At 42.5% G+C, this 13,722-nt stretch carries 13 protein-coding genes; all 13 read right to left on the bottom strand.

Going from position 1 to position 13,722, the window contains the following annotated elements; all coding sequences use genetic code 11:
• Positions 1-38: 38 nt before the first annotated feature.
• The gene (locus tag MHI23_RS01715; RefSeq protein ID WP_226015242.1) at positions 39-920 is read right to left on the bottom strand and encodes a glycine betaine ABC transporter substrate-binding protein; all 882 of its coding nucleotides are present in this window, start codon (positions 918-920) and stop codon (positions 39-41) included.
• Positions 920-1,765: a glycine/proline betaine ABC transporter permease subunit OpuAB gene (gene opuAB, locus MHI23_RS01710; protein ID WP_039182966.1), complete on the bottom strand. Its 846-nt coding sequence runs from the start codon at positions 1,763-1,765 to the stop codon at positions 920-922. The genes MHI23_RS01715 and opuAB overlap by 1 nt, the downstream gene beginning before the upstream one ends.
• 10 nt (positions 1,766-1,775) lie before the next feature.
• The gene (gene opuAA, locus MHI23_RS01705; protein WP_087976279.1) at positions 1,776-3,044 is read right to left on the bottom strand and encodes a glycine/proline betaine ABC transporter ATP-binding protein OpuAA; all 1,269 of its coding nucleotides are present in this window, start codon (positions 3,042-3,044) and stop codon (positions 1,776-1,778) included.
• Between the two features lie 398 nt (positions 3,045-3,442).
• Positions 3,443-4,537 carry a toxic anion resistance protein gene (locus tag MHI23_RS01700; RefSeq protein WP_135033223.1) on the bottom strand — a complete coding sequence of 365 codons (1,095 nt, stop codon included), beginning with the start codon at positions 4,535-4,537 and terminating at the stop codon, positions 3,443-3,445.
• Positions 4,538-4,551: 14 nt separating this feature from the next.
• Positions 4,552-6,168 (bottom strand): YceG family protein, encoded by a 1,617-nt coding sequence (locus MHI23_RS01695; protein WP_342492226.1) that lies wholly within the window; start codon positions 6,166-6,168, stop codon positions 4,552-4,554.
• A 70-nt stretch (positions 6,169-6,238) separates the two neighbouring features.
• Positions 6,239-7,054 carry an HAD family hydrolase gene (locus MHI23_RS01690; protein WP_076840679.1) on the bottom strand — a complete coding sequence of 272 codons (816 nt, stop codon included), beginning with the start codon at positions 7,052-7,054 and terminating at the stop codon, positions 6,239-6,241.
• Positions 7,051-8,160, bottom strand: a complete 1,110-nt coding sequence (locus MHI23_RS01685) for a cysteine protease StiP family protein (RefSeq protein ID WP_342492225.1) — start codon at positions 8,158-8,160, stop codon at positions 7,051-7,053. Before MHI23_RS01685 ends, MHI23_RS01690 begins: the two co-directional genes overlap by 4 nt.
• Positions 8,153-9,484: a phosphoribosyltransferase family protein gene (locus tag MHI23_RS01680; protein ID WP_342492463.1), complete on the bottom strand. Its 1,332-nt coding sequence runs from the start codon at positions 9,482-9,484 to the stop codon at positions 8,153-8,155. Before MHI23_RS01680 ends, MHI23_RS01685 begins: the two co-directional genes overlap by 8 nt.
• Positions 9,474-10,661: an HpcH/HpaI aldolase/citrate lyase family protein gene (locus MHI23_RS01675; RefSeq protein ID WP_342492224.1), complete on the bottom strand. Its 1,188-nt coding sequence runs from the start codon at positions 10,659-10,661 to the stop codon at positions 9,474-9,476. Before MHI23_RS01675 ends, MHI23_RS01680 begins: the two co-directional genes overlap by 11 nt.
• Before the next feature lie 99 nt (positions 10,662-10,760).
• On the bottom strand, positions 10,761-11,540 hold the full coding sequence (locus MHI23_RS01670; protein ID WP_024424355.1) for a TerC family protein: 780 nt from the start codon (positions 11,538-11,540) through the stop codon (positions 10,761-10,763).
• Between the two features lie 140 nt (positions 11,541-11,680).
• On the bottom strand, positions 11,681-12,259 hold the full coding sequence (locus MHI23_RS01665; protein ID WP_007498343.1) for a TerD family protein: 579 nt from the start codon (positions 12,257-12,259) through the stop codon (positions 11,681-11,683).
• 41 nt (positions 12,260-12,300) lie between these two features.
• The gene (locus MHI23_RS01660; protein WP_034623949.1) at positions 12,301-12,882 is read right to left on the bottom strand and encodes a TerD family protein; all 582 of its coding nucleotides are present in this window, start codon (positions 12,880-12,882) and stop codon (positions 12,301-12,303) included.
• 20 nt (positions 12,883-12,902) lie between these two features.
• Positions 12,903-13,505 (bottom strand): TerD family protein, encoded by a 603-nt coding sequence (locus MHI23_RS01655; RefSeq protein ID WP_024427228.1) that lies wholly within the window; start codon positions 13,503-13,505, stop codon positions 12,903-12,905.
• Between the last annotated feature and the right edge of the window lie 217 nt (positions 13,506-13,722).

Here is a 13,722-nt window from a genome sequence, read left to right as displayed (position 1 = left end):
TGCTCCCTTCTATTATAAGGGAACCACTACATCATTGACTATTTTTTCAAATCCTCAATGGAGTTTACGTTCTTCATATATGTCGGGACAACTAGCCCCATTCGAAGACCTTTCATACTTGTACCAAGGTCATCATATTTTCCTTTAAACTTCGCTGCATACGTTTTATGCGTATTTGGCAGCCAAGCAGATAATGATGCATCCGCACTTCCGGTTGCAATTGCTGTCCACATTGGACCTGCTTCAACCTGAGTCAAAGTTACTTTAAACCCGAGTTCACGCAATACTTCTGCTGCAACATTGGTACTTGCAATCTCACTATCCCATGCAACGTAAGCAAGATTGACTTTTCCACCATTCGACTTTTTCACGCCTTTTGTCCATTTCGCTACTTGGTCTTTATGTTTTTTCACATATTTTATGGCGGCATCCTTTGGTTTCACACCATCTTGGATATCCATCATGACTTCGCCCATGTCATCTTGAGACCATTTAAACTGACTAAGCATTTTAGCTGCTTCCGGCTGATCCTTCGCAAAGCCTTTACGTGAAATCGTATGAATTTCTTCCGCTTCACCGTAAGATTTTTTTGGATCATCTAAATATTTTAAATCATAGCGGGAAAACATCCAGTGTGGATTCCAGCCAGTGATAATGATTGGCTTTTTACGGTCGTAAGATTTTTTGAGCGTTGCCGTCATGGCTGCACTTGATGCAGACACAACCGTCCAATCCTCTAAGCCATAATCCTTTTTGGCCTGATCGGTTAGAGCCATAATACCTGAACCCGGATCAATCCCAATAATCGTTTTATTGACCTGCTGTGCAGCACTTGCATTTGAATCCGATTGTACACCACAAGCTGCTAGTAAAAAGACGAGCAGGGCGGTCATCCCAATGTAGAGAGACTTTTTCCACATTAAGCATTCCCCCTGGTTTTTTTCGTTTTAATGTTTTGTGTAATACGGTCAAGTGTAATCGCCACAATAACAATGGCAATACCTGCTTCAAAACCAATACCTGTTTTCAGCTGCGTTACCGCACTATATACTTCTGAACCAAGTCCTGGTGCACCTACCATTGCCGCAATCACGACCATTGATAGAGCCAGCATGATACTTTGGTTAATACCAGCTAAGATGGTTTTTGTTGCAAGTGGAAGCTGAACTTTGAATAAACGCTGGAATGTCGTTGAACCAAATGCTTCGGTAGCTTCAATTAAATCAGCTGGTACTTGTTTAATACCGAGAATGGTCATACGAATCGTTGGCGGCATGGAGAAAATAACCGATGCCACAACCCCAGGAACAACCCCAATATTAAAGAAGAAGATCGCTGGTAATAGATAAACGAATGCAGGCATTGTCTGCATTAAATCTAAAATAGGTGTCACAATTTTACGCACAGTTTCCTTCTGTGATGCCCAAATACCGATCGGAACCCCGATTACAATGGAAATGACCACAGCGGTCAAAACGAGTGCAAGTGTTTGAAGCATTGGATGCCAGTAGCCTAAATAGTCAATCAGTAAAAATCCAATAAGTGTGAAAAGAGCAACTCCTCTTGTACTGATCCACCAAGCAATACCGGCAAAGATAAGGGTTAGAATTATGGATGGAATGACGCCAAGTGCTGCCACAATCCCATTTACTGTTCCTGCTAATCCATTTGTGATGCCATCAAAAAAACCACCAAACGTTAATGTTAACCAGTCAACAAATTGATCGATATATTCCGCAAACGGAATTCTAGGTAAATCACTCATACTAAACATCTTATTCTACCTCCTGTGCAGAAGGCTCTTGTGTCTTAATTTCCTCTAGCTTGTTAGAAGACATGTTGATATATTCATCATTACCTGATAATGCACCAATCAATGCACCTCTGACCACAATGCCCTTCATTCTGTTTTTCTCATCTACAACTGCAATTGGAATGTTTGCCGCATCAGACACTGCATCAAAGATTTCTGTTAAATACGTTGATTCCAACACTGTCGTAAACTCTTTATCAAGAACAGTTTCAAGCGATGCACCTGTTTCTGCTGCTTTTTTCGCTGCTTGTGCAGAAATAACACCTAATAAATGCTTTTTCTTATCTACTGCATAGATAGACGAAATCCCAAGGTTTTTCATGAGCGTAAGCGCAACACGTGCCCCTTTATCGATCTGAACTGTTTCTGCACGTTTCATAATATGACCAGCGGTTAATACTTTAGAAAGGTCAACATCTTCAACGAAGCGTTCAACATATTCATTCGATGGGTTCATCAGAATTTCTTCTGGTGTTCCGATTTGAACGATATTTCCGTCCTTCATGAGTACAATGCGGTCACCAATACGAAGCGCCTCATCTAAATCATGGGTAATGAAAATGATCGTTTTTCCTACAGATGTATGAAGCTCAAGCAATTCATCCTGCATATCTTTACGAATTAATGGATCTAGTGCGCTGAATGCTTCATCCATTAATAAAATGTCAGGGTCATTTGCTAACGCACGTGCCAATCCAACACGCTGCTGCATACCGCCACTTAATTGATTTGGATATTGCTCTTCAAAGCCTTCAAGTCCAACAAGCTTTAAAGATTCAAGCGCTTTTGGTCTGCGCTCTTCTTTATCGACACCTTGCAATTCAAGACCATACTCAGTGTTCTCAAGAATTGTACGGTGCGGGAACAATGCGAAGTTTTGGAAAACCATGCTGATCTTTTTCCGTCTGACTTCACGCAATTGATCCTTTGACATATTTGTTATCATATCCCCATCAATATATATTTCACCGGAGGTTGGTTCGATTAACCTGTTTAGCATCCGCACAAGTGTGGACTTTCCGCTCCCTGATAGCCCCATGATGACAAATATCTCGCCGTCATATACATCAAAATTTGCTCGATTGACACCAACAGTTGCGCCGGTCTCTTTTAGGATTTCTCTTTTTGTTTTCCCTTTTTCAAGCATTTGAGATGCTTTTTTAGCATTTTTACCGAAAATTTTAGATACATTATTTATCTTGATTTTGATATTTCTCTCTTCAGAATTCATATTTTCCCTCCAAATTAGCATCTTTATAACCGTAACATAAGCGTTATGATGCGAACAATCTTTAGAATTCGCTTATTTCCCCACAATATGTATGAATTCCATATAGAGGTCTGGTCATTAGAGTTTATACGCCGTATTACTCTTAAATCCTATAGAATGCTTCATAAACTACATATTTTACGGGGTATTTCCTCTCATCAGACAATATTTTACTGGAAATTCCTAATTGTGCTAAAAAATAAGTCGAATCCTCGTCATAGCGGTTTTTTGAATCATGGGCGAACCATTCCCCTGAACAGGATTTACCCGAAAATGGTCACATAAAAACCTTTTTCCTCAAATTTTATTTAAATTCATAAAAAACTGCCTGCAACTTTAGTTACAGACAGCTTGTTTTTTTAGGACTCTAGGGCAGCCCGCTTAATATTATCTTGAAGCTCAAGCATACGTTTTGTTCCATCTTCGCGTAATCGCTTGTTCTCTTCTTCGATCTGTTTCGTCTCTTTCATCCCTTGTACAATTGTATTAAAGGAAGATTCGATCGTTTCAATGTCGATGCTTGGACGGCCAGATAATTTGGCAATCTCCACACTTTGACTTGAAATGTTTTCAGCATTTCGTTTCAGCATTTCATTTGTTCTTCTATCCAGCTCACTCATAGAATCAGCCACAAGCTTTTGTCTCTTCGCTGTAACAGCTTGAATGATCCCATTTTTGAAAATTGGAATCGTGATGATGAAGGCAGAGTTGATTTTACCGATTAATTTCGTATTCCCACGCTGAAGCAAACGGATTTGCGGTGCCGTTTGAAGCGCCACCATTCGTGCCATATCAAGGTCATACACACGCTCTTCAAGCGCTTGAATGCCATTACGAAGCGTATCAAGCTCCATTTGTGCCAGCTGGTTTCCACTAGCTGCTTTTTCTTCATATGAAGGAACCAATTGCTTTAATTCTTCGATTTTCATTTGACCGGCTACGACATACTTTTCCAGCTCCAAATAGTATTGAATGTTATGCTCATACATTTCTTCAAGCGTCACAGTCGATTTGGTCATTTCATCTTTATATTTACTAATTTCCACATTAATTTTTTCAATTTCTGCACCGAGCGTTTGATATTTACTAAAAATCTTTTCGATCATGCTGCCGCCGCGCTTAAAGATTTTTGACAACAAACCACCCTTCGGTTCGTCAAAATCATTTTTATCAAAGCGATCCATAATCTTACCAAGCTGTGTCAGCATTGTTCCTGAGTCAGTGACGCTTGTTGAACGCATCATTGAAAGGATACGATCAGAGAACTTAGAGATTTCAACGGCCGGCTGTTTCCCGTATTCAAGCAGTTCCAGCTGATTTTTCACATCGATCTGTCTCGCAATATTTTGCACTTCTGGTTCGTTTCGAAGCTGAACGCGAATATCGTCTGCCTTCTCAATCGTGATTTCCTCTTTATCAATTGAAATGATGTCATTTCCGTTTGTATTTGTCATAAGCTTTGATCTCCTTATCGGTTTTTAATGGATTGAAATAACTTTCTAACGATGGACGGCTCTTTAAACTCCTGGTTCATGACCATCTCATCAAGCCAATGGGTATCAAATAATTGGTCATCGATATACCGTTCGATACACTGATATCCCGCCGGATGATATACGAAGAGATCCACACCCATTTCATTTAGGAAAATCAGGGCGGCCGCATCAGAACGAGTCAGCTCTCCATTATATTCCGTATGGTATAAAATCACTTTCGGTACGGTTTGTGCGTAATCAAAGGTTTGAATCAGTTCAATGAGATCCTGGCTTAAATGCAGAACCTGCTTGAATAAATAAATACGGACATCTAATTCGGTTTCATTGCCTTCTTTTAATAGCTTCGGATGCTGACAGATTCGAGATATCGCCTCTGCTATCGCACGCTGCGTGCCCTCATATAGATGAGAAAACTGCCACACATTGCTTTTCATTAATAAGTCAGGATCAATCTCTCTATTAGAAGAAAGTGCATGCTGATAATGAAATTGATAATTCGAAGTCACTTCTTTCGTAAAAGGAAAATGGCGAATGGTCTTCGTCTCTTTCCCCTCCATTAACGTGTGAATGCGATCCCAGTATTCACGCTTGTCTCGTGTGACACCCATCATTTTCGCAAAAAGATTCGGAATCTGTATCGTGTCCCGGTCTGCTTTAAAATTCGGGCGGATAAAGGATCGTTCCTTTGCGATTAAAAACAGCTCATCATACGTTGTCTTCAGTGTAATAGAAAGAGGAGTATGATCTCTGAATTGCCACGGCTTATAGAGCATTGAATCTTCCGTGTGAAGCACCTCTTCAAGCTCTCTTGTCGAGCGGTACGCCACCGTTGATTTCCTCTCAGGCCTTTCAGTAGGGAACGGCTCAAGCTTTGAAGTCCCCGGGTACTGATCAATAAAAGTCAGCTTTTCTTCTGGATCTAATTCGCGGAACGAATCCTCGCCTTCTGGATGAAATAGCACAACATCACAGCCAATCAGCATGACATAGTAAAGAAAATAAAGCTGACTTTTATTCGCCTCTCCATACCAAATGACAGCCGGCATTTTTTCTTCGATATTGACTTCCCTCAGCCATGGACCTAGATGATTATTTGAAAACTTCACGACATCCAGCAGAACCCGGCGGAAATCAGGATGCTGAAATCCACCTTCATGCATCTGCTTGAAATGCTCAAACACCTTAATCAATGAAAGACGAATATGCCGGTTCATCACAGGGTTTGGATGGCGTACAATCAGCTGTTCACCATCTAAAAAAGCCACAAAGCGATTCACGGACAATCCCTTTTCTTCTTGGTTAATCAAATGAATGCGCTGCAGCGCTTGAAAATGCTCTGGCTCAATATGACGATTGAGCGTTTCACTTAAAATATGCATGCCGTCTGTTTCGTATAATTCATGTAAATAAATAAAATAATCGGTTGCATCATGCGGAGTTCCAAGGACCCGGGCGGCGAGACGCGGCAAGGACAACGTATGCTCGTCCTTTACATAACCTTCTCTTTCAGGGAGCGGCTTTTTCAGCACGTTTTTCCAGGCTTCCTGCTCCGCCCGTGTATGGGTGACATTGATTTTTTTATAACTCACGCCGCTCCTTCCTTTCTCCTATATCTTCTCGAAAGCTACTACTATCATATCATTCAGCCTTCTACTTCTGCTATCGAATCGAAGGCTTTTTTACGTTCATCATCTGCTCGATGACACAAGCGGTGATTTCATCCGCTGCGGCCATGCCAGATGCTGCTGTCGGCTTAAGTTCTGGGTCAAAGCCGAGAACTTCTCCATGCCTTGGGGCAAAGCCCATATCTGATTGACGAATGAGCCCCGCATCTAACAGGGAATCACCCGCACCATAGACGTATTCTAGCTGCAGCCTGTCCTTTAGAAAAGCAACAGCATCCCACTTATTAAGCGGCTGTGGAATAAAATAAAGCTTCCGTCCCTGAAGAGAAACCTGCCATCCTCTCTCCTCACCCCACAGCTTCAATTCAGTAAGCGGAATGTGAGATAGATACTCCTCTTTCATAATCAAATAAAGGAATCTTCCCTCTGCTGTACGGGTACGCTTCACCCATGCCGCAACTGGAAGCTCGGAGATCGCCCTCAGCATCTCTCTGACTGGCATACACTCCCTAAGTCTCTCATCAACAATGGCCTGCCAATCCTCAAGCGGCTTGCCATGATGAAGAATACAGCCCCCGTTTGTTGTGACAGCATACTCCGGTTTAAGCTCTTGCTCAAAGAAGGTGATTCGTTCATACTGTGCGGTTGTTCTTGTCGTCACTGGAATGAACCAGCCTGATTGATGAATCGTCTGCAAAGATTTTTTCGTTTCAACAGACATATAGGAAAGCGGCCGTTCGTCCAGCACCTCAACTAAATCATACTCTCCTTCATACGCATACTGGTCAAGCACTCGATGTGAGTAAATCAGCGTCCGGTCTAAATCACTGGCAAATGCAAATGTCTTCATGACGTTTGCTCCAGCGGACGAATTAACCCACAGCACGTGTAGGACATATTGGCATATTCAATGACAGGAACACCTCTGTCCTCAGCCAAAAGCAAAATATGCTTCAGCTTTTCCTGAGATCCAGGCTGAATCAAGATTTTCCAAGGGATTCTTCTAAGCAGCACGCGGGTCGTCTCACCAACTCCCGGCTTAATCAAATGGGTATTTTCAATTTGAAACTCCTGACCGATTGCTTCAATGGATGCCATTCCCCGCCAATCTGCCGGCGTCCCCTGTGTAAGGATGGTTTCTGCTTTCTCTTGTACATTTGGTCCGAGGCTGGAAAATGCTTGTTCAATTGTATCCACATATAGATTGGACACATCCTCATCAAGCAGCTCTTTATAATACTTTGCCCCATGGAAATCATCGGCATTGATCCAGCGGTTGTTTAGTACCGTACGACTGACAAGTCCAGACACCGTCGAATTCAGGCAGGCACTTGGAATGAGAAAGTCCTCTCTCGTTCCGTATACATGTGTACAATAGCCGGGGTCTGCCAGCACAGCCAGCTCACTCGAGAGACGTACACCATACTTTTTTTCAAAATCAAGAACAGCTTTTTGGAGCTCTTTCGAAATCGCCCCTTTTCCAGTCCATCCATCGATAAAAGCAATTTCAAAACCTGGATGTTCTTTCAGCATATAATGCAGTGCATTCTCGTCTATTCCGCGGTCGCGAATAATAGAGATGCTGTAATGAGGCAGATCGACACCATACGTCTTTCGAATATATCGTTTGATCAGCACCCCGATCGGTGTCCCCGCACGCGCCAAACTGCAAAGCACGGTTTGGAAGCCTCTCTTTTTCACAATCTGTTCTGCTACAACAGCTACTGCTTCTGCTACCTTTTCCTTACTTTCTTCAAGAGATTGATAGAATAAAGTCATATAAGATGCCGTTGGTTTGTACTCAATTGGCAGCATTTCTGAATAATGCGCACCGCTCTGAATCGAACGCTCCCGCTCCTCTGTACTTTTCTCCATCTCAATAGAGGATAAATCTTTGAGTAAGAAGGTTACATCCTGCTCTGGATAGCTCCCCATCTTTGTATACACATTAGCCATTCACCTTCACCTCGTCTGATAAAGTCACAATATGCACATGCTTCACATGCCGCTCAGCAAATAAGTGAACAAGCGGAAGCAATGACTCCTGAGAGACCTTTTTCTCAAAAAAGAGAAATACATCATCATATTCACCTTTTGGAATGTTGTACACGTAGTGCTGAATTCGGGCATCCTCTGGATTCATAAAGGTAAACCCATTTTGGACAGCGTATCCATCCTTTTCGACTGGGTGAATAGGGCTTCTCGTTGTTGAATGAAAGAGAACACCTTGCCCCATGTGTGCAGACAGTCTCATTGGCACATACATCAGCTCACCTGTCCCTAAGCAGAGTGTTTGTTTTCCTTTGCGTTCCTGCCGCAGCTTCAATCCCGCTTCAGCAGCTGCTTGGTCGAGCGCTTCCGTATCTGCTGCATTTAAACCAAAACGGCCCGTTTCATGTATATATGGCGAATGAACAGCCGAATTTGCTGCATGAGAAAGTGAATATGGCACCTGCTTAAAGAAAGATTGAAGAGAGTGAAAAGAGAGACTTGGCTGCTTCTCTTGCTCCGCAATCTCATACGAATAAGCTGGCTCATCGAGCGTCTTGCCTCGAAAAATCATCTGCCCTTTTAATAAAGACAATGATGTGATGTGAATTCCAAGCTCCTCTTCAAGCTGGCACATGGCTTTCTCATGCTCCTCCGTCCGCCAGTCCAAAATGGAAAGAATGGTATAAGAATGCCTTGGATACTTTGCGTGAAGGTCACGAATGATGTTGATATTGGTACGGCCTGTCGTGACTTCATCATCTACTAACACGATGGGGCGGTCTGTGCGAAGTAATGCTTCGTCTGCATAACAAAGCTGATCTGTTGCATGCGAATGTTCTTCTTCAAATACCAATGACGGGTCAAGATCCAGCAGCTGTTCACGTGTCGTATGAATGTATGATGCGCCTTCTATCACATCATACACACCATGTCCAAGGGCTGTTGCCGTTTCCGCAAAGCCGATGACGACAGGCACATTGCCAGCTGAAAGCTTTTCTTCTTTGAGTGTTTCATAGGCTGCCGTTAACACCGTGTGATCATCCGTCTTGAGTGCCTCGACGATAAAATCTTGGTGCGGGGGCGTCTTTCCCGTTTGCTCTTTGGCATATGCCATCGCTAAAAGACCCGAGACAAGGAGCGGTTTTACTGGATGAACAGGAATATGCTTTCCAAGCACCTTACTAACGAATAAAAAGGCTCTTTTTTTGTTCACCCTTGCCGCCATCTCAAAAAGATGCTCTTTTTCCAGCTGGAGCTCACCCTCTTTGAGGTCAAGCTCAACCTCCATATGTTCCAAGATGTTCAGCGTATGCCGCTTCTGATTCTGTGAGTATGTCGATATAGCTTCTATTTTCATGAAACACCCCGTAAATGTCTGACTTAATTAAAATGTGCTCTGCCCACCTGTAATGGGGCTTCGTTTCATTCATCTTATTAGAGAAAGCACTCTTCATCACGCCAACTGTGCCGTCGGCATGTTCCAGAATGCTTAATGCATCCAAGTACTCTTCCTTTGTCACAACGTACATGCTTTGCACTGGCTTGAGATGTGTTGGATGGATCACTGTCTTTCCATGTATGCCGTTGGCTACATCGAGTCTTGTCTCTTTGAGTAAACCTTGTACGTCATCGAATTCAGATAAGGACAGCTCACCGCCCTTAGAAAGCGCACGGATGAAAGGTTTTTGTTCCTTTCGTGCAGGGCCAAAATGCTCCCATACAGCACCTGATACAACAAAGGAACGGCCAAAATAATTGATAATATCTGTGATCAAATCAGCAATCAATCTGATTTCATAGATGGTGGTGTTGCGATCACGGCGAATGCCATATAAGCCGCAAAGATCCGTTGCCCCAATACGAATATTCAAAATATATTCTTCATCATTCAGCATGATCTGCTTTAACTTAGACAGCACCGTATATCTTGTTTCTTTTTCTAATAAATCGGGTGTTTCCAAAATGGGCATACCGTACAGCGTTGTCTTCGTTTGTGCGGACGCCTGTTTCAAGCTGTCCAAATAATCCTTCGCATTATGAATAGAACACTTTGGAAATACAAAACCCGTCAATAAACGAAGAGATGGACCAAGCAAATCTGCCATTTTCAGCAGCTGCTTCGGCGAACGAACCCGAATAAATAAAAGCGGCATTTGTTCAGCCATTTCAGGTGTATGCGTTAATTTGTCCGACAGTTTGGCGAGTTGTACCACTAGATTCTGTTCAGCCATTTCCACTTCTTGATCACCGATGGCATCCTCTAAACAAAATACAACAGAGCAAAGCGCTTCATATTTCTGCGACAGCAGCATGTCTGCTATATCCTGTCTTGTCGCAGGCATATACAAAGTAGCACCTAATGCATGCGCAAGTACGTGCCTTGGCGTCATCAAATGCATCGACCCCGGCCGTTTGAAAAAAATATCGTGCTGCCTCGCCTCTGATAAAAACTGAAAATACCGCATGCTGTGCCACCTCCTGTTGTTGAGAGAAAATCGAACAAATGACTTGATGATTCAAAAAAGGATGGAGCCGCTAATCAACTCCATTCCTTTTTGATCGTCCTATTCTTCTTTTGAAGCCGCAGCTTCGTTTGTCACTTCTTGATGTTTCTTCTTATTGATCTTATGAACGATAAACGTTCCGATAAATGCTAGGATAATAATCGCAAAGAATACAAGATGCGGGATTTCAATGTGAGCAGCACTCAAGCCCATTTTGATCGCAATGATCCCGATGAGAATAAACGCAGTATTCTCAAGCTCTGGGATACGATCAATGAGAACAAGGAATAACTGCGCGACTGTACGCATCATGAGAATTCCAAGCATTCCGCCTAATAGTAGAATCCATACTTCCTCAGATACAGCGAATGCTGCAAGAATACTATCAACCGAGAAGGCAAGGTCCATAATTTCAACAGAAATAACAGTTGCCCAGAACACACCAAAGACTCGAATCAACCAGCCTTCTTTTTTCAGTTCCTTCGCTTCATCATCGCCGTCACCTAACCAGAAGTGCTTAATAACAAGCCATGCTAAGTAAGCAGCTCCGAGGACCTTAATCCACCAGAACTTAATAAGCAGCATCCCTACGCCAATGAATAGAAAACGGAAGAAATAAGCGCCAATTAATCCGTAGGTTAATGCTTTTTTACGCTGCTTTTCTGGTAGATGTTTCACCATCACAGCTAATACAAGTGCGTTATCTGCTGATAACAATCCTTCAAGCACGACAAGAGTCCCAATAAGCCCCCAAGAGACAGGGTCTGTTAATACCTCTGCCCACATATGCCAATCAAAAAACGAGGCATATGTATCCAACATATGTTTCAAAATGTCCAACTGGTTTTCCTCCTATAAGTGTAGAAGCATCAGCAGGCTTTCGCCTGCTGCTATTCTTGATCGCTGTTTCTTTCTCACTTAGGAAAAGGCCCTCATATGAGCTTTTGACAGCATCTCTTGAACTGATTTGTTTCTCTTATTTACACTTCTAACCCATAATTTTGACAAAGAGCTGCAAGTCCGCCAGAGAATCCGCTTCCGATCGCGTTAAACTTCCAATCACTTCCGTGTCGGTACAATTCACATACCACAACAGCTGTTTCAATTGAGAAGTCTTCGCCTAAATCGAAGCGAATCAATTCTTCCCCGCCCTCTTCATTTACAACACGAACAAATGCATTAGAGACTTGTCCAAAATTTTGGCTGCGCGCCTCTGCATCATGGATCGTAACTGTAATTCCGATACGATCAATGTTAGCAGGAATTTTCGAGAAATCAACGAGAATTTGCTCGTCATCTCCATCTCCTTCACCCGTACGGTTATCACCTGTATGAGTGACACTGCCGCTCGGATGCTGAAGGTTATTATAGAACACAAAATCTGTATCTTGCTGACAACGATTGTTTGCATCCACCAAGAAAGCCGAAGCGTCCAAATCAAATTCGGCTCCGCCAGAATATTTATTCGTATCCCAGCCAAGACCGATCATCACTTTCGTCAGCCCTGGGTTGGTTTTGGTTAAATCGACACGTTGTCCTTTTGAAAGCTGAATCGCCATATTCGTATCTCTCCTGTCTTTGAAAATAGAAAACTATTGCGTTATCCGATATCTAAGCCAAAGTCCGTTGCAATGCGGGCAAGACCGCCTTGATAGCCTGATCCGACAGCTGAGAATTTCCATTCCCCGCCATGACGGTATAATTCACCTACAATAATGGCTGTCTCAATTGAGAAATCCTCTGCCAAATCGTAGCGAATGAGTTCTTCATTCGATGCTGCATTTAAAATACGTACATATGCGTTAGACACTTGTCCGAAATTTTGACTGCGCGCTTCTGCATCATGAATTGTAATGACAAATGAAATCTTTTCAACACTTGCTGGTACAGCTGCAAGGTCAACATTGACCTGCTCGTCATCCCCGTCCCCTTCACCAGTGCGGTTATCGCCTGTATGTACGACACTGCCGCCTCCGCCAGTTGTTTGGTTGTAAAAGACAAAGTCAGATGGAGAGCTTGCTTTACCTGTCGCATCTAAAAGGAATACACTTGCGTCCAGATCAAAGTCATGTCCGCCGTCATACTTATTGACGTCCCAGCCAAGACCGACGACTACTTTTGTTAAACCCGGATTCGTTTTTGTTAAATCAATTTTTTGACCTTTCGCTAAAGAAATTCCCACTAGGAACCTCTCCCTTCTGTTTAAATATAGTTTCTCGTAATATCTGCAAGCTTCGCATCATTTGTTCCATTTCCAAGCGCCGCAAACTTCCACTCATTCTCGTGACGATAAAGCTCTCCGACGATTAATGATGTTTTTCCTGCATAATCATCTTTTAAATTATATTTCACTAATTCTTGATTGTTTGAACGATCAACGATGCGAATGTAAGCATTTTGAATCATACCAAAGTGTTGGTTTCTTCTAAGAGCATCATAAATGTTCACGACAAACACCAATTTATTCACGTTACCTGGCACCTTGCTCAAGTTGACGAGGACTTGTTCATCATCTCCGTCTCCTTCACCAGTCAGGTTGTCACCTGTATGCTCAACACTGCCGCATTTGCTCTTTAGGTTGCCAAAATAAATCAAATCTTTATTTTCCGTAAACTTATCATTTTTCAGCATGAGCACTGAAGCATCACAATCAACATCAGCGCCGCCTCCGCCGCCAAACAGCTTTCCTAAAAATCCGCCGCCTTGTGATACAGGGTCCCAGCCAAGTCCAACAAGAATATTTGTTAGCCCTGTTTTCCCTTTTGTTAAATCAATACGTTGACCTTTTTCTAATGTAATCGCCAAATCAATCACTCCTCCAGCATAATAAAAATCTATTTATTAAGCGATGGACCCTATTAAAATCATCATACATGAAAATTCGACAAAATTCATGAAATGACATTGGAGCCTCTTACTCTTTTTTCTATTTACTAGTATATACGATCTATGTTCAAGATAGGTTTCAAACACTTTATATTTTTTTAACGAAAGATGCACATTGGAAATGGTTCATGTCGTT

The sequence above is a fragment of the Bacillus sp. FSL M7-0003 genome, assembly GCF_038628485.1.
Taxonomy (GTDB): Bacteria; Bacillota; Bacilli; order Bacillales; family Bacillaceae; genus Bacillus; species Bacillus safensis.
Note: the sequence above shows the minus strand (reverse complement) of the source record. Positions and strands in the feature narration are given on the sequence as shown.